This window comes from Paenibacillus sanguinis 2301083 = DSM 16941, assembly GCF_000374825.1.
Lineage (GTDB): Bacteria > Bacillota > Bacilli > Paenibacillales > Paenibacillaceae > Fontibacillus > Fontibacillus sanguinis.
The window spans coordinates 47554-66903 of the sequence record NZ_KB895379.1; the positions used below are offsets into that span (position 1 = coordinate 47554).

Consider the following 19350-nt stretch of genomic DNA (forward strand, 5'->3'; position numbering starts at 1 on the left):
GTTGCCTTTGTCCATTTTAATTCAAAATGTCTTGTTTCGTAAAGACAAGGAATGAAACGAGTATTGAACAAGCGCCCCATACCGCCAGTACAATCAGTGAAAATCCCAGCGTCATGCCCTCGATCGGGGCCGGAGTCCCGGCCAAATATTGGGTAAGCCCCAGGTTGACCATAAATAAATATTTGGCACTCGTCCACGAAGCTGCCATATTTGTCAAGATATTGCCTGCAATCAGCGCCGCCATCATAATCACGATGCTGGCTGAGGTGCTCCGCACAAGCACGGAGACCATAAACGCCAGGCAAGCCACCACAATGCTGACAAACCAGATCAGCCCGGCCTGCATAATGATATACTGCCATTGCGGCACGGCATGTACCCCCGAGATGTCAACCTCGGCTCCTTGCAGCTGGAAGCCGGTGAACACCGGCAGACTAAGCCCTCTGTAGCCGAAGAACAAGCCGGACATCAGGTAGCAAATAACGCAGGTAGCGATGATGATCAGCGAGACGAACATCTGCAGTGTAATCAGCTTGCTAAGCAGAACCTTCCATCGCCTGATCGGGCGGGTTAATAGCATCTTGATCGTTCCGCTGGTCCGCTCTGAGGAGACGATGTCCGACGCTATGCCCATGATCAGCAACGGAATAAATAAAGCCGCCGCGTTGTCCAGGAACTCCCTGGTAAAGGAGACCCCACCGGGTTCACTTGGATTGACATCATGCTCCAAATAATATTTCATCTGTTGAATATAAATCTGGCGGTACTTCTTCCATTCCTCCGGTACCCGGTCGCTGCCCAGCGAGTTCTGATTATCCGTAATGGCCTGCTGCACCTCGCGCCGCCAGTCTGTACCGAACTTCTCCCGCTTGTCCTCCGCCTGTCGGAGCTGCGCATAGGCAAACATCGGCACAAGCACGATCAGCACCAGCAAGATCACATAGAACCGTTTCTTCTTAATCATCTTGATCGTTTCATTTTTTACTAAAGGAAGAATGTTATTCAATGGTCTCACCTTCCGTCATCTCCAGAAACAGTTGCTCCAGCGTCGGATTTACCTTCTGTACCGCTCCTATCCGAATGCCTTCCTGCACCAGCCGGGGAATAAGCTCGGCCACCCGCTCGAAAGGCATTTGGGTCACCAGGGCTTCACCACGAATGCCCGCTACAACAGAATCGTCCAGTATCCGCTCCACCTCATCCACAATGCGCACCTCCTCCATGGATCGGAGCAGCGCTTCCCCCTGGTCCCGCGGCTCCAATTCCCAGACCACCACGTTGGAGCTGCCTTCCAGCAGTTCCTGGACTGCACCCACGGCGAGAAGCCGTCCACGGCCGATAATGGCTACGCGGTCACAGAGCAACTGAATTTCGCTTAGCAGATGACTGGAGACAAAGACCGCCATCCCGTCCTCAGCCAAACGGCGAATGAAGCTGCGCATTTCCTTAATGCCCTTAGGGTCCAGGCCATTCGTTGGCTCATCCAGGATCAGCAATTTCGGGCGTCCAAGCAGCGCTTGGGCGATGCCAAGACGTTGCCGCATACCAAGGGAATACGTCTTCACCTTATCATCAATCCGACTTTCCAGACCTACCGTCCGTACCACCTCGTCTATCCGCCCTGCAGGGATGCCCGGAGTCATGCGGGCAAAATGCTCCAGATTCTCGCGCCCCGTCAAATAAGGGTAGACCTCCGGATTCTCTACAATCGAACCTACATAGCGTAGTGCTTGCTCCGGCTCCTGCCGAACATCATGACCACAAATAACTACCTTGCCTGCCGTCGGGCGCGCCAAATTAACCAGCATCCGGATCGTCGTTGTTTTCCCGGCACCGTTTGGCCCCAGAAATCCAAAGATCTCTCCTGCATTCACTGTAAAGTCCATCTCATGCACAATCCACTTGCGGCCGATTTTCTTCTTCAAGCCTTGAACGACCAGAACCGGGGTTGTATCCAGCACCGCAATCTCCCTCCTTATCCTTGACTGCTTGATCTGCCTGTTCTGCCTGTTCTATTCCCGATTCAGGCCCTGAACCATCCGCAGCGCGATAGCCTGATAACCATCTGCATTCGGGTGGAAATGATCACTAGCCAAATACCGCGTGGGGTCTAATGTAAATAAATCATAGGTAGGTACAGCCAGCGTACCTGCATATTCATCCAGTGTTTCCTGCGCCATCCGATTCCAGCGGGCCACGGCATCATTCCCCGTCTCCTTGATTCCCTCCAGATCGCTAAACGGATTATACAACCCGACATACACCAGCAATGCTTGCTTGTTAATTTCCTTCAACTCTGCAACAATCTTGCGGAAATGCTCTGAATTCGCGGAGACCGCTTCCTCAATCTCTTCCGGAGTAGGTATATGCTCACTCGAGGCCATACGCTCCGCCCCATTAAACAGATCGTTGCCACCGATGGACAAGACGATAATTCCTGCCTGCCGAAGTGCATGTCTCACTCCCGGGTCATCCAGCATAGGCAGCAATTTCTCTGTATCCAACCCATTGATACCTAAATTATTGATCAGTTGGGACTTATGGCCCCGCTCCTGAAGCAATTCCACGCTGCGGCGGGCGAAGCCCTTACCCGTATCGTCACCAGTCCCTTTGGCCAGCGAATCTCCAATGGCGGTCATATCCCAGGCTCTCGCCTGGGCCGCATGCTCCTCCAGTGCCGGAGGAACGCCCGAGCTTTCATGATTAGCGGAAGGATTTGCAATATCAGTGACCGCATAAACAAACCCGCCAAACAACAACAGGGTAGACAGGGCGGATGCAGTCCCCGCCAACCTCCATATCCGGGATGCCGACTTCATGTCAATCTTCCCCCTGTTTCGTCATCATATCTAAATAAACTCTCCAACTTATGTAAATAACATAAAACTTCTTGTTTGCGGATGCAAATTTTTTTCAAAAAAAGACTAGCTTTTTTAAATTGGCTGATGTATAATAATTTCTGTTCCCAAAAAAAGTACACATTGTTTTGTGGGTTATTAGCTTAGCTGGTAGAGCAGCCGACTCTTAATCGGCAGGTCGTAGGTTCGACCCCTACATAACCCATCTATTAAATATCCTCCGCTCTTTGCAGCGTGAGGATATTTTTATATTAACAGCATGACAAGCATGAAGAAGCGCGAGAAACGAGACCTTCCCCCGTTCCCCGCGCTTTTGTCTATACGCTATTAAGTACCACGGATCACCTTCACATCCGCCGGGATGACCTTTACGCCCTCATAGAGCATAAAGCGTCCATGCTGCCACTCGATACGCATCAAGTGTCCATCATCCGACTGATATTGCCAGACATGCTGCTCCCCACCCTGCATGAAGGGCGTCTTGCCAACCACCGCAACATGGCCGTCATATTCCTCTTCCAAAAAATAATGAATTCCGTCCAGCTCCATTTGTGCAGGCACCAGGCTAGGATCGTCAAGCCGTCCGTCAATCGGTCGATACAACTGATACTGCAAGGACTCACGTTCCTCTATAAGCAGATAGCTGATATGGCTGCCGTCCTGCAAGGTTAGCACTACCGCATTGCGTCCACGGTTGCCTACCCGACCGGTTACCTCATAAGAAACCAGGGACACCTCGCAAATGTCCCCTGGGCTCAAATCCAGCATGCTCTTCTGGGCAACCGGCGGAGCCGGCTTTGCGAACAGGTTGCTTATTCTCTTCAACACGCTCATATCCGGTCAAGCCTCACTTCGCAAGAAATCACTTATTTTTTATCTTCGTATTGCTTCATCAACTCAGCCAGTTCAGCTTCTACCGCAGCATCCTTGCTTAAAGTTTCAAATTCATCATCCAGAGACTTGCCTTTGGAGCTCATTTCATTGCTGGCTTCCGCCTGAGCTTCCATTTGCAGCATCTTCTCTTCCATCCGCTTCATGCCGCCTGCCGCTGAATCTGAACCGAATCCGTTCATAGCCTTATTGATTTCATTTTGCGCTTTGGCAGCATTATAACGAGCTACCAATGTTTCGCGCTTATTTTTCATCTCCGTCAGTTGTTTACGCATTTCATCCAGCTTCAGACGGAGATTGTCTGCAGATGCTTTATTTTGCTCATAGCTGACTTTATATTCAGCCATCTTGGCTTCTGCCGCTTTCTTTTCTTCCAGCGCACGACGGGCCAACTCAACGTTCTGAGCTTGGGCTGCTTGGTGAGCCTGCTGCGTACGGCGTTCAACCAATGCCTCCTGCTCCTCGTACAGGCCTTTGAATCTCTTCTCAATAGCGATTTGCGCGGCTACCGCTTTCTCGGCGTCCTCCAAATCCTCCTGCATGTCCCGAATATATTGATCCGTCAATTTGATAGGGTCTTCCGCTTTGTCAATCAAGGCATTAATATTGGACATGGTCAAATCACGTAATCTTTTGAATATAGACATTGTTATATTCCTCCCGAAATAGAAATTCAGATTATGTTTATGTTTACGCTGCAATCGTCTGGAGGTTTCAAATTTAAGTTATTTATTTCCCGATAAATTCCTGAGCCCAGTGACCATTGTAATAACCAACACCAATAAGCTTGAAATCCGGATTCAGAATGTTCTTCTGATGGCCGGGACTATTCATCCAATCCTTGACCACCTCTTCGGCGGACCGTTGTCCTTTGCCCAGGTTCTCACCCGCATATTTATATGAAATGCCAAAGGCATCCATCATTTCAAAGGGAGAGCCGTATTTCGGCGAGATATGGTTGAAGTACCGATTATTATACATATCAATCGCTTTGATTTTTGCCATATTGGTCAAGTTAGTATGGACCATAAGCGGTTGCAGGCCCACGGTCCTCCGCTCTTTATTTATAAGTGCAACTACTTTAGACGCATTTTGTGTCTGAATTCGCGCGTATGCTATCGCCAGAGCTTTCGATGTATTAGCTTCCTTCTTGGTTTGCGCTGCTGCTGCATGGGCTGTTCCCGTTCGCCAGCCTTCCCCCGTTGCCATTGTCGATCCAACCAGAACGGATAATAATAAGCCGGCTAACCCGATTTTTTTCCCCCATGGTTTCATGATGCTTGCTCCTCCTCGGCTGATTTCCCCCACTTCTCGTTTCTTGTCACATTTTAACATATTTCCAGGACAAAGGCTTGCTAAAAAAAATGGAAACATTTTGTCGCCACGGTACGTACAAGACCTTAGTCCAGTACAAATTCCGTCTTCGGTCCGTTTATGAATGGGTTCAAAACAAGTACGATATTTATGTCGCAAACGCGTAGTTCTTATCATAATGTAACGGTGGTTAAATCATGAACAACACAATGAAAATCTACATTTTGCTAAGCAACCCAAATACGATTGTAGCCAAAATGATTGGCTTATACACAAAAGCCCCTTTTAATCATGCCTCTATTTCCTTTGATCACGAGCTTCGCGAGGTATACAGCTTTGGGCGCAAGCACCCGCTGATTCCCATCATTGGTGGCTTTGTCAAAGAAGATGTGCGATGCGGAGTGTTCAAAAAAGCGAGTTGTGCTGTGTACAGTCGGACTGTCAGTAAAGATACTTATCTACACATGCGGAGCTTCGTGCAGCAGATGGAGGCGCACGGTGAGCTTTATAATTATAATTTCCTGGGCATTCTCGGTATTATCCTTAACATGGAGATGGGGGGAGAAAGATCTTATTTCTGCTCTCAATTCGTCAGCCAGGTGTTTCAGGAAGGGGGAGTCAAGCTGCTGGACAAATCGGCCGGACTTACAACGCCCGCTGACTTCTCCACATGTGCCTCCCTTAAGCTTGAATTCAGCGGCTCACTGGAAGTCTATCGGAAAATGCATCGATACTCCGCACTTTCACAATCAGTCTTTGAACCCAATCACTTTTTTGTTGCCAACTAGGAGCGTGGCAAACAATCGGAGCCTGCGGGAGCTTGTACGCCTCACTTGTAGAGCGTAACCGCAAACCCTATAGCAGCACCGCCTTACTCACTCCCCTTAAACGTGAAAGAAGCCTATCTGGTCAAGCCAGATAGGCTTCTTTCACGTCTTCGTTGGCAAGCAATACTGAAGCTTCATTCTCCATAATAATCACTCCGGTCTGCATCACATAACCCCGATGGGCGATCTGTAGCGCCTGATAGGCATTTTGCTCCACAAGCAGCACAGTCATCCCTTCCCGGTTCAACTGTCCAATGATAGCAAATATCTGTTCCACAATAATCGGAGCCAGCCCCATGGACGGTTCGTCCAGCAGCAAGATTCTCGGGCCCAGCATCATGGCCCGCCCAATGGCCAGCATTTGCTGCTCTCCGCCGCTCATCGTTCCTCCCACTTGTGTCAGACGTTCCTTCAAGCGCGGAAAGTGATCGAAAACCGTATCCATGCGTTGCCTGATCAGCTTCTTGTCTTTGACGGAGAAAGCACCCATCTCCAGATTCTCCTTAACCGTGAGTCTGGGAAAGATACGACGTCCCTCGGGCACATGAGCTATTCCCTCGAGCGCCGCCCGATGCGGAGACAGCTTGGACATATCCGTCCCGCCGAACCAAACATGGCCGCTGGTATTCACCTGGCCACAAATGGCCTTGAGCGTTGTCGACTTGCCCGCCCCGTTCGAGCCGATCAGCGAGACAATCTCACCCTCATTGACGGTTAACGACACGCCCTTCAACGCTTCAATGGCCCCATAATAAGCGTGAATCTCCCGCAATTCCAGCAAACTCATGCCATCTTCCCTCCCTCCGCCGTCGGCTCCTCCACCGCACTCGTTCCCAGATAGGCTTCAATCACCTTGGGATGTGAACGTATCTCATGCGGCTCACCCTCGGCAATCTTCATTCCGTAATCAAGAACTAAAATGCGTTCAGACAACTCCATCACCAGCTTCATATCATGCTCAATCAGGATGACCGTCATTCCGGTCTCTTCCTGAATTCTTCGGATGAGTTCAATCAACTCGACCGTCTCTCGTGGATTCATCCCCGCCGCGGGTTCATCCAGCAGCAGAACCTTCGGTCTTGCTGCCAGCGCCCTGGCAATTTCCAATCTCCGCTGAGCTCCATAAGGGAGACTCGCTGCCTGCTCGTTCAGCAAATCTTCCAGCCCTACAAACTCCAGCAAACGGTAAGCCTCCCGGTGAGCCACCTCCTCCTCATGGCGAAATGACGGCAAAGAGAGCAAGGTGCCGAAAATGCCTGATCTCAAGTGAATATGCATGCCAACCATCACATTTTCCAGCACCGTCATACTGCCAAACAAGCGGATATTCTGGAAGGTTCGGGCAATCCCGCGGCCCGTAATCTGATGCGGCTTCACACCAACAATCGAGTCCCCATCCAGTTCAATCATCCCCTCATCCGGTGTATAAATGCCCGTAATCATATTAAAAAACGTCGTCTTCCCCGCACCGTTGGGACCAATCACAGCCGATATCTTCCCCCGCGGAAAGGAAAAATCGACGCCCCCCACCGCGGTTAACCCGCCAAAGCGCTTGACTAATCGGCTGACCTTCAGAATTGTCATTTTGCTGCACCTCCGCTTTGTGCCTTGGCCGCGGACTGAATCGCCATTGTCCCGGACGAATCATTCGCAGCCTTCAGCCGTGCGGCATCCACCTTTTTATTTTTCGCCGCGATCAGCCCGTTTGGCCTAAAGATGGCAATTAGCACCAGTACCAATCCAAAGATCATACGCTGCATTTTCGAGGGAGATACTGAACTGGGAATATGGATGACTCCCTGCAAGGTCAGTTGATTCAGCCAGTTTGTCACCTCGGTAAGCACCTGCAAATTCAGGATTGTAATCAGCGCGGCACCCAGTATGACACCAGGCACACTGCCCATGCCGCCTAGCAGCACCATGACCAGAATGGTGATGGATTCCAGCAGCGTAAAGCTGGTAGGATCAATGAAGGTCTGCTTGGCTGCAAATACAACGCCCATTACGCCTGAGAAGGAAGCGCCGATGGCAAAAGCGGACAGCTTGGTAAGAATAAGCGGAATGCCCATGGACTGAGCGGCAATTTCATTCTCCCGGATCGCCTTCCATGCTCTGCCCAGCCGGGAATGCTCCAGCCGCCGCACACTAAATATAACAACTGCCAAAATGCCGATTACGATAAAATAATATTGATTGGGAAAAGCAAACTGAAAGCCAAACAAATTGGGAGCCTGAATCGAGGATAACCCCATCGCCCCACCCGTAATATTCACCGGCCGATCCAGATTATTAAATATAATCCGGATGATCTCTCCGAAGCCAAGAGTCACAATGGCCAAATAATCACCCTTCACCCGTAATACGGGAAGCCCCAGCAGAAGCCCAAACAAAGCCGCCATAAATCCACCCAGCAGAAGGAAAATCCAGAATGCCCCGCCTGATAAGGGGAACAGCTCTCCGGCAATAAACTGATTGGCCTGCGGTGTAGCAAAGATGGCATACGTATACGCCCCCACGGCGAAAAACGCTACAAATCCAAGATCCAGCAGCCCGGCAAAGCCAACGACGATATTAAGTCCAAGCGCCATAGCGATATAAATACCGCATTGTGTAGCTACTTCCATATAGGACTGATGTGCAGGTCCCCCGGAAGTCGCAAACGGTATAATGATGAGCAGCAGCAAAGCAGCGGCCGACCACTTGACGGTGGTCGGGAACGTCGTATAGTGCAACAAGAGCAATGAGCCCAGCAGCAACAGAAAGGAAAGCACCGATTTATCCGAAAAATAAACACCTGCGGCTGTGACGAGCACAAATAATCCGAGTAACAAAGCCTGCGCGCCTTGACGGCGCTGTATCCATTGCGTCATTTGATTCAAGGCACTCACCTACACTTTCTCTTTCACGGCTTTACCGAATAATCCTTCCGGCTTGAAGATCAATACCGCGATCAGAATCAGAAATGCCACCACATCCTTGTATTCTCCACCCAGCACGCCACCCGTCATGACAGACAAATTCGCTGAAGAGAACATTTCCAGCACACCGATGAACAACCCGCCGAACATGGCCCCACGAATATTCCCAATGCCCCCAAGCACCGCTGCGGTAAAGGCCTTCATTCCCAGAATGAAACCGATGTACGGGTCAATGGTTCCGTACTGCTGAGCGAATAACACTCCGGTGCCTCCCCCCAGGGCAGAACCGATAAAGAAGGTCAAGGCGATCATTTTGTTCACATTGATCGACATCAAAGCGGCCGTTTCCCGATCCTGGGCCACCGCCCGCATCGCTGTGCCCCATTTTGTCTTGTTAACGAAGAAATCAAGACCGATCATCAGAGCCACTGCCACCGTTACAACGATGATAGTATTGGTCTTCAGAAAGGCATCATCAAACCCGCTCCACCAGGAAGACGCTCCCAGCTTTACGTTGCCTCCATATAGCGAAATGCCAGTAACGACAAAGTTCCCAGTACGAATATCCGCAATAAATCGCACGATATCCTGAAGCAAGAAGGAAACCCCGATGGCAGAAATTAATGAAATCAGCTTTGGAGCCTTGCGGAGTGGCCGATAAGCCACCCGCTCGATTCCAATACCCAATACACCCGTGAACAGCATGGCCGTGACCAGAATGAGGAAGTACGTTACCCCACTCGGCAGCCCGCCAAGCCACCCTGCTGAGCTCATGGTCAGCAGCACAGCCGTTCCTACGAAAGCGCCAGTCATGAAAATTTCCCCATGTGCAAAGTTGATAAATTCAAGGATTCCGTACACCATCGTATAACCGATGGCCACGACGGCATAGACAGCACCCAACGTCAAACCGTCTACCAAAACCTGGGGGAGTGTTTGCAGGATTACATCCATAAGTCCTTACCCCTTCTACTTTAAAATCCGCTGCTATGATTATTTGGGCTGTTCAATTTCCGATACCAAAGTGCCAGGATAGGTTGGCGTTTGAAATTTATAAATGAACACTTTGGCAAATTCATTGTCGCCCTTATCATCAAAACTGACCTTGGTGGCAATGCCCTCAAAATCGCTCGTCGCTCGAATCGTTTCGCGGACCAATTCGCGAGAAGGTAATTTCCCTTCCCCCTCTTCAATAGCTTTCTTAATGCCATCCAAAATAATATTCATGGAATCATAACCATAGGCGGAATAGTTCTCGACCGTTTTACCAAACTTCTCCTTATATTTATCCGCCCATGCCTGATTCGATTTTGTAATATCTGTAGACACCGAACTGTAGGCCACATCCAGCACCTTGTCTCCTGCAATGTCGATCATCCCCGAGGAATCCAGGGCATCTCCACCCATGATCGGAACTTTAATCCCCTTCTCCCGCGCCTGCTTGACAATTAAGCCCGCTTCCGCGTACATTCCGCCAAAGAAGATGAAGTCCGGCTTCTTGCTAAGCACCTGATTCAGTACCCCGTTGAAATCCTTCTCTCCAACCGTAATGCCCTCGTATCCCGAGATTGTGGCGCCAAGCTCTTCGGCCGCGCTTCTAAAGGCCTCAGCCAGCCCCTGTCCGTAAGCCGTTTTGTCCTGGATAACGAAAATATTGCTGGCTCCTACCGTCTTGACCGCATATTCAGCTCCCGCAGGTCCCTGGAAGTCGTCACGGGCTACAATCCGGTTGGCAATTTTGAGCTTGCGGTCGGTAAAATCGGTCGCCGTACTAGCCGGAGATACCATCGGAATATCGTATTTCTCATAAACGACCGAGCTCGGGATAGATACCCCCGAATTCAGATGGCCCAGCACGGCAAGAACTGCCTGATCCGCACCAATCAACTCGGCATTGGCTACCCCTTTCTTCTGATCCCCTTGGTCATCATAAGGAACAAACTGCAAATCAAACCCCATTTCCTTGAATTCATCCTGACGCTCTTCAAGTGCCATTTGTCCGCCAAGCTTGATTGATTCTCCTTGAATAGCAGAGCCTCCGGACAACGGTGATTGCGAGGCGATCTTAATGACCGTTAGGTCTCCGCCCCCTGAGCCTGACGATGCACCTTCTCCTGTAGTGGAGGAGCTACACGCCGAGAGCAACCCGATGATTAAGCAAGAGATTGTGAGTGATGCCAGTAATTTTTTGACCTTCATAGAAACGTCATCCCCTTCATTAATAGTTGCGCCGTCCTTCCTGACATCAGCCAGTTCGAGCTTGCGCTCTGCCACATGTTCCTCATCTGTCTCTCGGATGTGTTATGTATGTCAGTAATCATGACATTTGAGAATAACCTTACTGCTCAAACTACCAAATACTATAATTTCCGACCTTTCCATTTTGTGAACAAACGATATTTTTTTAATAACTTCTTATTTATGTCATATTTAGTGACTTAAAACTGACAAAAGTCTTCACTATTCATAACATAAGATACTGTCGTCTAATATAGGGGTGTAAGATGAGAGGGGAAATACAGCAAACTCCAAAGGAAGAATCCAGCAGATAGGTTGATCAAGATACAAGAAAGAGGAATAAGCTTGGGGATGATATTATTAAGCGAATGATCGCTTAGCTCTGGGTTAGGTTGTGTTCCAATGCCTTTATTTTACTGAGAAGAGCGTCACGGACACTTTGCGGCTCAATATGTTCCAAAGTGGCTCCAAAGGACAGGAGGTAATGGTACAGCCATTCGCCATCAGGGAACGACGCGGTCACCGAAAAAGACCCATCTTCATTTTGCATGACGTTTTTTTCGTAGAATTCATCGTATATTCTAAATGCTCCCGAAGGGGACACTCTCAATTCGATAGGAATCAAGCTGCCGGAAAATCCGCTGTCTATATGAGCTGGTGGCTCTGATCTTGTTGCAAACAATTCATTCGTCATTTCAACATCATATATACGAGTTACCTTGAAGGTCCGATAGGCCTTTTTCTCAAGCTCATAAGCGATCAGGTACCAGGCTCTATGCTTGAATACCAATTGCACCGGCTCAGCATAACGTAGACTCTTGACGCCCGCAGAATTGAAATAAGCAAATTTAATCACCCGAGATTCAGTAATAGCTAATCTCAGCAGATTAAACTTTTCTTTATGTTCCTCATGACTTCCCCAAGGAGAGAAATCCACTTCAATCCAATGGTTATTCTTTTGTTGAAAAAGGCTGCTTAGGCGCGATAAAACATCATCCAAGTCAGGATATTGAGTGGCGGAAAGGTTCTGTAAAGCGATCAAAATCTGTTGTTGCTCCTGCTCGGAAAGCACAGATTTGTTCAGGACAAAATCCTCAAGCAGGGCAATGCCGCCGCCTTTGCCTTGATTCGTATATATAGGTATGCCCGAGCTGCTAAGCGTATCGATATCCCGATATATTGTTCTGACCGATACTTCAAAATGGCTAGCCAGCTCCTTTGCAGTCGTCGTTTTTTTGTCAAGCAAAATATAGACGATTTCAAATAGCCTGCTTATTTTCATAGAACCTCCTCGTTGGACAAAAAAGCTTCCCCTCTCTCTCAGGAAAGGCGAAGCTATATAGGTATATCCAGGATACATTCAGCGTGTATTAGTGTCTAGGCTTCTGATAACAGCTTGTTCATCCGGTAGCCGGCACAACGGAAACCGCAATGCTCGTAGAAGGCTTTCACCGAACGATGATTCTCTCCGGCAGTAGACAGGATCAGCTCAGAACTGCCGCGACTGCGTGCCCAGCGTTCCGCTTCTTCGATCAAACGTCTGCCAATTCCTGAAGCACGATGCGCTTCGTCTACGATCAATGCCGTAATTCTTGTTACCGGCTTCTTCATATCATGGGTTTGATACTGCTTGAGAAATGCCGTTCCTACAACAATACCGTCCAGTTCTGCGACCAAATTGCCGAATAGCGGCTGCTCTTCCAGCATCGCCAGCCTCTCCTTCAATACGCTGGACGTCGTCGGGTAACGAAGCTGGCGCATCAAAGGAAGCATGTGGGCAACATCGTCACAGCATCCTTTACGAATGATCAACGCCGGAGCTAACACCTGTGTACTCACTTGGACCAAACCACCTTTAATAAATTTGCCGCTTCCTTGGCGCGGCTGCGTGCCGTTTCCACATCTTCCGCCGCACTCAGGGCAACGGCCATCCGCCGACCCGGCTTGCAAAGCGGCTTGCCGAAGACTCTGACCTGAGTTCTCGGCAGACTTAACGCTTCCTCAATTCCTGCAATCTCAAAATTCTCGCCCTCCCGGTCTTCCGCGCTCTTCAATGTCGCCGAAGCCCCGGGCGTCAGCAAGGATACGGAAGGTACGGGCAAGCCCAGAATAGCCCGCACATGCAAGGCGAACTCTGATAAATCCTGCGTTGCCATAGTAACCATACCGGTATCATGAGGTCTTGGAGAGACTTCACTGAAGACAATACCTTCATCCGTAACGAACAACTCCACACCAAACAGGCCATATCCGCCGAGGGCATCCGTAATTTTGCGGGCAATGTCCTCCGCTTCACGAAGCTGGGCTTCGCTCATCAAATGGGGTTGCCATGATTCTACATAATCCCCATCGCGCTGCACATGACCCACCGGAGGGCAAAACACTGTACCGGACACCGAGCGCACGGTCAGCAATGTAATCTCACTGGTGAACGGGACAAACGCTTCGACAATGACCCGTGTATTTTTGGCCCGGGCCCCTTCCATCGCTATTTGCCAGCAAGCCTCAACCTCTGCCAGGCTGCGGCAAACACTTTGTCCCTTCCCCGAAGAGCTCATCAGCGGCTTGATCACACAAGGCACGCCGATGTCGGCCACCGCGCTCTCCAATTCCGCCAAGCTGTTCGCAAAGCGATAAGCCGCCGTAGGCAAGCCAAGCTCCTCCGAAGCCAGACGGCGAATCCCTTCGCGATCCATCGTCAGTCTGGCAGCAGTTGCCGTAGGAATTACCTTGAAGCCTTGTTGCTCTAGCTGGACCAGGGCCTGGGTCGCAATCGCCTCCACCTCCGGAACAATCAAGTCCGGCTTGGTGCGAAGAATGAGCGATTTCAAGGCCTCCTCGTCCAGCATATCCATGACATATGACTCATGAGCCACTCCCATCGCCGGTGCATGCGCATAACGGTCAACGGCAATTGTACGGACGCCGAGACGCTGCGCCTCAATGACAACCTCCTTGCCCAATTCGCCGCTGCCCAGCAGCAGAATCGTCTTAGGACTTTTTGATTCAGGAGCTCCCCACATAACGACGCCATGTCCCCCTTAACGCATAGTTAACAATCCTACTCTATTTTCGGGCTTTATGTCGAATATTGCAATAGGAGTAATTAAAAAATAGGATATATATTAAAGAAAAAGTTACAAATCTTTAAACGTCCTTTACAATTGCTGTGTTTCTCCACCAAGACGGGCGGAAATCTCTTGCCAATAAGCCAATTGCTGGTAGGTCGCTCGCGTCCCCTGAATGCTCTCCTCCCATTCCTGCCAAAGACCCCCAAAATAGATAGCTGTACTCTCAAGGACTGCGGCGATTTCCCGAGTATAATGCTCCCGGAACATTGTTTCATGTTCGCTTACAACCTCCTTGATCCGGGTCATCAGCGGCTTTTCCAGCTTATCCCGAAGTATCGCCCTCCCTCCTTCTTCAAAGAAAGCCCGCGGGTTCTTGAACAAGGGCCAATACATCTCTACCGGGAAGGAACCGTCAGCAAGCAAGCCTTCAAGAATGGGCGGCGTATGCCAATGGGCGTCGGCTTCCGGCGGGGACAGCGGCATATCCAGCATGGGTTCATGCTTGCGGCACCAGGCTTCCGCCGCCTGATTTAGCAAATCCTGTGCTTTGCGTTCCAGACGTAGTGAAGTCGCAAGCAACTCACGCTCAAGCTCGGCGGATACCTGATTGAGCCAACCTCGCAGGGCTATAGCGAAGTTGCGCTTCATCGGACCGTGATGCTCCTGAAGCAGTGAGGGATGGAAGAACTCAGCGAACATATCCAGCGCCAGCAATCTGAGCCGCTGCACCACGTGGTAGAGCAGCTCTTCATTCTCTTGATTCCATTCCCGGCTGATACTCGTCTGGCGATATTCGGATAGCGCCTGCTCGAAGAGATGCCGCTTGTCTGGCAAGCCGGACAGCTTCCTTCCTGCGTCCTCGGCATTTTCTCCGGCAGTCGCAATCCATTGCAGCAGACGTTCCTTCATTTGCCTCAGCAGGGATTCGGCAGAGACAGCCGCCAGTTGCCCCAGATCATGCTCCAGGAATGCAGCGAAATGGCTACGGAACAAGTCGAAGCCTTCATCAGCAACAGACAAGCCTTGCTCTGCCTGAAGGGCCCGCAAGCTGGATACGGGATATACGCTGGGCTCCCGAATACCTGCGGCATACAGTCCTTCCTGCACATGCTCTATTACAGACGCCAATTCCTCCACCGAGGCAGCGAGATCGGCGGCATTGACCAGGAAGAACATTTTATCCAGAGCAAAGCTACCTTTTATTCGTCCGAGTTGGCTTAATAGCTGCTTGTCGGCCCGTGAGAAAGCATGATTATAATAGGTCACAAATAAAATCGCATCCGAGGTTTTCATATATTGAAAGGCTACTCCCGTGTGCCGGGCATGTATGGAATCGGCTCCCGGCGTGTCCACTAGCACAATTCCCTGACTGGTCAGTGGTCCTTGGTGGTAAAGGTCAATCTCTGCTACAAAGCAAGCCTTCATCTCCTCCGCGGCATAGCTGCGGAACTCCTCCAGCTCCACCAGCTCTGTCTGACCAAGCCTGGAAGCCAAGGTCTTCCAGCCTGCCATTGCGGCTTGCAGAAAGCTAAAGTGCGCTCTGCCCGCAGCCGGAATATCCCCTGCCTTTAAGCGGCGAACACTGTCCATCCATTGCTGCTCCTGCCAGGGCCCCAAGCCCAGCGCTTGAAAGGAGAAGGCCAGATCCTCCCGCATCGCTTCGCTGCTTTTAAAGCGAATGCTAGCGGTGCGATGGCGGTTCTCTACGCCGGGGGCCAGCACGCGGATGATCGCCGCGGTGGTCGGATGCGGCGATACCGGGAGCACGGCTTCGCCCAGCAAGGCGTTGGCGAAGGACGACTTCCCGGCGCTGAACGCTCCGAACAGCGCCACGGTGAACACGCCGCTGCGCAGCTCGGCCGCGCGGCGGAGCAGCTCCCGCACCCCCGTCCCGAAGGCGGGGTGGGGAGCCAGCAGTTCGGCCGCGGCTTCCAGGTTCGCGGCCGCCTGCCTTGCCCGCCCGTGCGCCTCCGCAGGCGGGCGCACGAACCCGGCCGCTGCCGGGCCCGGGGCTGTGCCCCCGGCTGCGGCCCGCTCCGGCGGCCCTGCGGGAGCCGCCGCCTGCGCCAGCGCCGCCTGCGATGCCGCAGCAGCGGCGGCGTCACCTTGCGCTGCCACGCCGTCCGCTTCGCGGCGCGGCAGCGCAAGCTCAGCCCTCACCTCGGGCAGCAGCCCGGGGGTGAGGGGCACCCGCGCGCCAAGCTGCGCGGCAAAGCGCGCAGCGCGCTTGCGGGCGGCCGCGTCCAGCGCAGCCAGGGCGCGGGCCGCGGGCAGGCGCTCCGCCAGCTCGGCGCGGCGGGTGAGCATCGCCGCCGCATCTGCGGCACGGCGCGGCGAAGGCACGGCCAGCAGCGCATCCAGCATGCGCGCTGCGGCCCGCCGGTAACGCGCTCCGATCCCGGCGGATACCGCGGCCGCGTAATGCAACGTCGCTTCGCCGACAGCAGCGCTCCGGCAGGCAGCGGCTCTTTAATCCACTCCGCTTCAGGCCGGGGCATCGCTTCATCCAGCTGCCCCTCCCAAGCCTCGCTCCAGATTTCCAACTCCTGACCAATCCGCCGCAACTCCTGGCGGATATGCCAATCCAATCCCGCCTGAACCTGCTCAGACAAAGCCAGAAGGAATCCCTCCCGCCGCTCCGCCTTCTCCGCTTCCGTTCGTCCTCCGCTGAACCAGCCCTTGGCCTTGAAGCCCGGCGCCTGACTTTCCAGATAACGGCCTGCCAGCTCACGAAGGGGCGGCGTCATTAATTGTACTGTATCCGCGATCTTGCTGATGCGGTCAAGCCCATCCCGCTTCCAGGCTTCAACATCCCCTGCGACAGACTCGCCCCTCTCTTCCAAGTCTCGCAGCTCGTTCTCCAATGCTTGAGCATCAACTTCTCCGCCTGTTGCTTCCTCAAGCCGCTGGTGCTCCTCCTGCCCGGCATTCTGTAATCGCTCCAAATGAGCCTGTACCGTCCGTTCCGCTGAGGCAAAGATCCCATATTCGATCAAGTCTGGCCCGCGGGACAATAAAGCTGCTATCGTCTCTGTAAGCCCGTTCAACATATTTCCCGGGGTCTCCGGATGCTTCAGTGAAATATAGAAAATCCCCTGGGGCTTGATGTTCCATATATCAAAGCTTTGGGCCGCAGAGTCCTGAAACTTGCTCCAGGGCAGCTCTTCCTCCCGGTGCTTATCGATCTGATTAACAACCATATATAGAGGCTTGCCATAATCCATCAATGACTGGGCAAAGCTCAGGTTCGTCTCGGAGGATACATGATTGTAATCCATGACATAGAAGACAACATCGGCCAAATGCAGGGCCGAATACGTAGCAAGCGCGTGACCCGCATCATTGGAATCAACCCCGGGCGTATCCAGCAAAGCCCCTCCATGTAACGGAAGCTCAAGCTCCTCCCACAGCTCGACTCGTGTATAGGCTTGGCCGTCACGACAATAGTCCGCCACATCTTCAAGCGGCACCTCTAAGCAAGGTTCACCTGAAACCGCCGGGGTCAATAAAGCCCGGGAGGCCCCTTCACGAATAAGCACCACATTGGCGCTGGTTGGCAGCGGCCCTGTTGGCATAATCGTCTTGCCGCACAGGGTATTAATCAGACTCGATTTACCTGCCGAGAAATGACCGCAAAAGCCTACCATAAATTGTTGTCCTTCCAGCTTCTCTTCCAATTCCCGAAGTTCTGCTGCCGCAGGGCCTTCTTCTCCCACCATCTCCCGCAACAGCCGCAGCCGCTCCTGCAAGGAAATATCCGTCACCATTCCACTTAGACCTCCACTCTCCTTGCATCTATATGCCTGCTTATGTATAGTTTCGTTTTGAATTATTAATATTTTAACATTTCCAATTCGCCTTGCAAACGGTTTCTCTATGCTTCTACATACAAAAAACTCCCCATCAGGTCATGCCTGACAGGGAGCTCTTGCATCATGTGGATTCTCGCCACATCAATCAGCGGACATTACCGCATAGTCATCGGCCAGATTAGCTCACAGCACCGGCTGCTTCGGCAGGAAGCAAAATTTCAAACACCTTGCCATGCTGCAAAATCGTAATGCCGCGACTCTTGTCTTTCATAACTACAACCTCAGGCTTGGCCGACATTCTTTCCAGATAGTGCTCAGGCACCTCGCCGGAATCGCTAACTACCAGGCCTTCCACCTCGCGCTCGTCGTTCTCGCCAAGCTGCAAATCAATGACTTGCTCAAATACATCGGAAAATTGTTCAAAGTTGTCTGTATAAACAGAAATGCATCTCATCGGGTCTCTCATCCTCTACTATCATTATCTTTTTGGGGCCATACGTTCCTTATTTTTTCTAGGTTGTGGCGATTTCATACGTTTTTTACCTTCACGGCATACCTCAAGAAGCGGACAAATTTCGCAACCTGGCTGTTGTGCCTTGCAGTGATACCTTCCGAAGAAAATAAGACGATGATGCGTCAGGGTCCATTCATCCCTTGGCACCCGTTTCATTAGCTTCTTCTCCACCTCAAGGACGGAATCATTCCACCCCGCCAGACCAAGCCGCTTGCTGACACGCTCCACATGCGTATCGACCGCAATAGCCGGCACATCAAACGCATTGGATATAACCACGTTTGCGGTCTTTCGGCCAACGCCCGGCAGCTTAACCAACAGCTCGTGTTCTCTGGGCACTTCACCGCCATATTGCTCCAGCAATATTCGGCACATGCTTTGAATATGCTTGGCCTTGCTACGGAACAATCCGATGCTGCGAATGTCTTGCTCCAGCTCCTCCAAGGGAACCGCCACGTAATCTTCCGGCGATCTATACTTGCGGAACAAATCGGCCGTGACTTTGTTCACGGTTGCGTCGGTACACTGCGCGGATAGCAGCACGGCAATCGTAAGCTCAAAGGCATTGCTATGGTTCAGCTCACAGTGCGCATCCGGAAACATGTCCCCAATGGTGTCCAGAATATGACGGACATCTGCCGCATTCATGCCTCCTCACCCCTTCACCGGTTAGCTGGCCAACAAGTAAAGCTTCTCACTCGAGAGAAAAAACCGCCTTGGTCCGGGAAACATCCCGCATCAAGACGGTTGAATTCACGAAAATGATTATTGCTTTTCCACTTCAACCAACTTGTCCCCGTTGAAATACAAAACAATTTTATCACTTTCTTGTAACGATTGCACGGATTATGTCGTGTCACCTTGGTGAATATACGTATTCCTTGTGATTACGAACCGATATTAATAG

At 51.5% G+C, this 19350-nt stretch carries 19 protein-coding genes and 1 tRNA gene; 2 read left to right on the forward strand and 18 right to left on the reverse strand.

The features are described from left to right. Positions 1-16 precede the first annotated feature (16 nt). From C557_RS0107900 to C557_RS0107910, 3 genes are read right to left on the reverse strand one after another with little or no spacing between them, the layout of a single operon-like run. The gene (locus tag C557_RS0107900) at positions 17-1006 is read right to left on the reverse strand and encodes an ABC transporter permease (protein ID WP_018751311.1); all 990 of its coding nucleotides are present in this window, start codon (positions 1004-1006) and stop codon (positions 17-19) included. Next, positions 999-1961 carry an ABC transporter ATP-binding protein gene (locus tag C557_RS0107905; RefSeq protein WP_018751312.1) on the reverse strand — a complete coding sequence of 321 codons (963 nt, stop codon included), beginning with the start codon at positions 1959-1961 and terminating at the stop codon, positions 999-1001. The genes C557_RS0107900 and C557_RS0107905 overlap by 8 nt, the downstream gene beginning before the upstream one ends. A gap of 51 nt (positions 1962-2012) precedes the next feature. Next, positions 2013-2819 carry a GDSL-type esterase/lipase family protein gene (locus C557_RS0107910; protein WP_018751313.1) on the reverse strand — a complete coding sequence of 269 codons (807 nt, stop codon included), beginning with the start codon at positions 2817-2819 and terminating at the stop codon, positions 2013-2015. 171 nt (positions 2820-2990) lie between these two features. Here C557_RS0107910 and C557_RS0107915 point away from each other — a divergent pair. Further along, positions 2991-3063, forward strand: a tRNA-Lys gene (locus C557_RS0107915). 122 nt (positions 3064-3185) lie between these two features. Here C557_RS0107915 and C557_RS0107920 read toward each other — a convergent pair. The 3 genes from C557_RS0107920 to C557_RS0107930 all read right to left on the reverse strand — a co-directional run bounded on the left by C557_RS0107920 (position 3186) and on the right by C557_RS0107930 (position 5024). After that, on the reverse strand, positions 3186-3692 hold the full coding sequence (locus C557_RS0107920) for a DUF4178 domain-containing protein (protein WP_018751314.1): 507 nt from the start codon (positions 3690-3692) through the stop codon (positions 3186-3188). A 32-nt stretch (positions 3693-3724) separates the two neighbouring features. Then, positions 3725-4396 (reverse strand): PspA/IM30 family protein, encoded by a 672-nt coding sequence (locus tag C557_RS0107925; protein WP_018751315.1) that lies wholly within the window; start codon positions 4394-4396, stop codon positions 3725-3727. An 82-nt stretch (positions 4397-4478) separates the two neighbouring features. Further along, positions 4479-5024: a CAP domain-containing protein gene (locus C557_RS0107930; RefSeq protein WP_018751316.1), complete on the reverse strand. Its 546-nt coding sequence runs from the start codon at positions 5022-5024 to the stop codon at positions 4479-4481. Positions 5025-5260: 236 nt separating this feature from the next. Between C557_RS0107930 and C557_RS0107935 the strand changes: the two genes are divergently transcribed. Further along, a complete protein-coding gene (locus C557_RS0107935) occupies positions 5261-5851 on the forward strand; it encodes a C40 family peptidase (RefSeq protein WP_018751317.1) in 591 nt (196 codons plus the stop codon). Between the two features lie 121 nt (positions 5852-5972). Here C557_RS0107935 and C557_RS0107940 read toward each other — a convergent pair whose 3' ends face one another. The 12 genes from C557_RS0107940 to nth all read right to left on the reverse strand — a co-directional run bounded on the left by C557_RS0107940 (position 5973) and on the right by nth (position 19091). Beyond that, positions 5973-6677: an ABC transporter ATP-binding protein gene (locus tag C557_RS0107940; protein ID WP_018751318.1), complete on the reverse strand. Its 705-nt coding sequence runs from the start codon at positions 6675-6677 to the stop codon at positions 5973-5975. Then, the gene (locus C557_RS0107945) at positions 6674-7474 is read right to left on the reverse strand and encodes an ABC transporter ATP-binding protein (protein ID WP_018751319.1); all 801 of its coding nucleotides are present in this window, start codon (positions 7472-7474) and stop codon (positions 6674-6676) included. The genes C557_RS0107940 and C557_RS0107945 overlap by 4 nt, the downstream gene beginning before the upstream one ends. Continuing rightward, entirely contained in the window at positions 7471-8778 is a 1308-nt protein-coding gene (locus C557_RS0107950) for a branched-chain amino acid ABC transporter permease (protein WP_018751320.1), read from the reverse strand. The genes C557_RS0107945 and C557_RS0107950 overlap by 4 nt, the downstream gene beginning before the upstream one ends. After that, a complete protein-coding gene (locus tag C557_RS0107955; RefSeq protein WP_018751321.1) occupies positions 8779-9762 on the reverse strand; it encodes a branched-chain amino acid ABC transporter permease in 984 nt (327 codons plus the stop codon). 39 nt (positions 9763-9801) lie between these two features. Continuing rightward, positions 9802-11007 carry a branched-chain amino acid ABC transporter substrate-binding protein gene (locus C557_RS0107960; RefSeq protein ID WP_040676643.1) on the reverse strand — a complete coding sequence of 402 codons (1206 nt, stop codon included), beginning with the start codon at positions 11005-11007 and terminating at the stop codon, positions 9802-9804. Between the two features lie 415 nt (positions 11008-11422). After that, positions 11423-12328: a helix-turn-helix transcriptional regulator gene (locus C557_RS0107965; RefSeq protein ID WP_018751323.1), complete on the reverse strand. Its 906-nt coding sequence runs from the start codon at positions 12326-12328 to the stop codon at positions 11423-11425. Between the two features lie 95 nt (positions 12329-12423). Beyond that, positions 12424-12885 (reverse strand): GNAT family N-acetyltransferase, encoded by a 462-nt coding sequence (locus tag C557_RS0107970; RefSeq protein ID WP_018751324.1) that lies wholly within the window; start codon positions 12883-12885, stop codon positions 12424-12426. After that, positions 12882-14069 (reverse strand): formate-dependent phosphoribosylglycinamide formyltransferase, encoded by a 1188-nt coding sequence (gene purT / locus C557_RS0107975; protein WP_018751325.1) that lies wholly within the window; start codon positions 14067-14069, stop codon positions 12882-12884. The genes C557_RS0107970 and purT overlap by 4 nt, the downstream gene beginning before the upstream one ends. A gap of 135 nt (positions 14070-14204) precedes the next feature. Further along, on the reverse strand, positions 14205-16307 hold the full coding sequence (locus C557_RS24130) for a dynamin family protein (protein ID WP_240472941.1): 2103 nt from the start codon (positions 16305-16307) through the stop codon (positions 14205-14207). Next, positions 16274-17884: a dynamin family protein gene (locus C557_RS25395; protein WP_051082430.1), complete on the reverse strand. Its 1611-nt coding sequence runs from the start codon at positions 17882-17884 to the stop codon at positions 16274-16276. Before C557_RS25395 ends, C557_RS24130 begins: the two co-directional genes overlap by 34 nt. A gap of 223 nt (positions 17885-18107) precedes the next feature. Further along, positions 18108-18383, reverse strand: a complete 276-nt coding sequence (locus C557_RS0107985) for a hypothetical protein (RefSeq protein ID WP_018751326.1) — start codon at positions 18381-18383, stop codon at positions 18108-18110. Positions 18384-18407: 24 nt separating this feature from the next. Further along, entirely contained in the window at positions 18408-19091 is a 684-nt protein-coding gene (gene nth, locus C557_RS0107990) for an endonuclease III (protein WP_018751327.1), read from the reverse strand. Between the last annotated feature and the right edge of the window lie 259 nt (positions 19092-19350).

Bases quoted from the DNA above. Each gene is read 5' to 3' on its own strand.
- C557_RS0107910 (WP_018751313.1), bottom strand. From the start codon at position 2,819: ATGAAGTCGGCATCCCGGATATGGAGGTTGGCGGGGACTGCATCCGCC.
- C557_RS0107920 (WP_018751314.1), bottom strand. From the start codon at position 3,692: ATGAGCGTGTTGAAGAGAATAAGCAACCTGTTCGCAAAGCCGGCTCCG.
- C557_RS0107925 (WP_018751315.1), bottom strand. From the start codon at position 4,396: ATGTCTATATTCAAAAGATTACGTGATTTGACCATGTCCAATATTAAT.
- C557_RS0107930 (WP_018751316.1), bottom strand. From the start codon at position 5,024: ATGAAACCATGGGGGAAAAAAATCGGGTTAGCCGGCTTATTATTATCC.
- C557_RS0107935 (WP_018751317.1), top strand. From the start codon at position 5,261: ATGAACAACACAATGAAAATCTACATTTTGCTAAGCAACCCAAATACG.
- C557_RS0107940 (WP_018751318.1), bottom strand. From the start codon at position 6,677: ATGAGTTTGCTGGAATTGCGGGAGATTCACGCTTATTATGGGGCCATT.
- C557_RS0107945 (WP_018751319.1), bottom strand. From the start codon at position 7,474: ATGACAATTCTGAAGGTCAGCCGATTAGTCAAGCGCTTTGGCGGGTTA.
- C557_RS0107955 (WP_018751321.1), bottom strand. From the start codon at position 9,762: ATGGATGTAATCCTGCAAACACTCCCCCAGGTTTTGGTAGACGGTTTG.
- C557_RS0107960 (WP_040676643.1), bottom strand. From the start codon at position 11,007: ATGAAGGTCAAAAAATTACTGGCATCACTCACAATCTCTTGCTTAATC.
- C557_RS0107965 (WP_018751323.1), bottom strand. From the start codon at position 12,328: ATGAAAATAAGCAGGCTATTTGAAATCGTCTATATTTTGCTTGACAAA.
- purT (WP_018751325.1), bottom strand. From the start codon at position 14,069: ATGTGGGGAGCTCCTGAATCAAAAAGTCCTAAGACGATTCTGCTGCTG.
- C557_RS25395 (WP_051082430.1), bottom strand. From the start codon at position 17,884: ATGGTGACGGATATTTCCTTGCAGGAGCGGCTGCGGCTGTTGCGGGAG.
- C557_RS0107985 (WP_018751326.1), bottom strand. From the start codon at position 18,383: ATGAGATGCATTTCTGTTTATACAGACAACTTTGAACAATTTTCCGAT.
- nth (WP_018751327.1), bottom strand. From the start codon at position 19,091: ATGAATGCGGCAGATGTCCGTCATATTCTGGACACCATTGGGGACATG.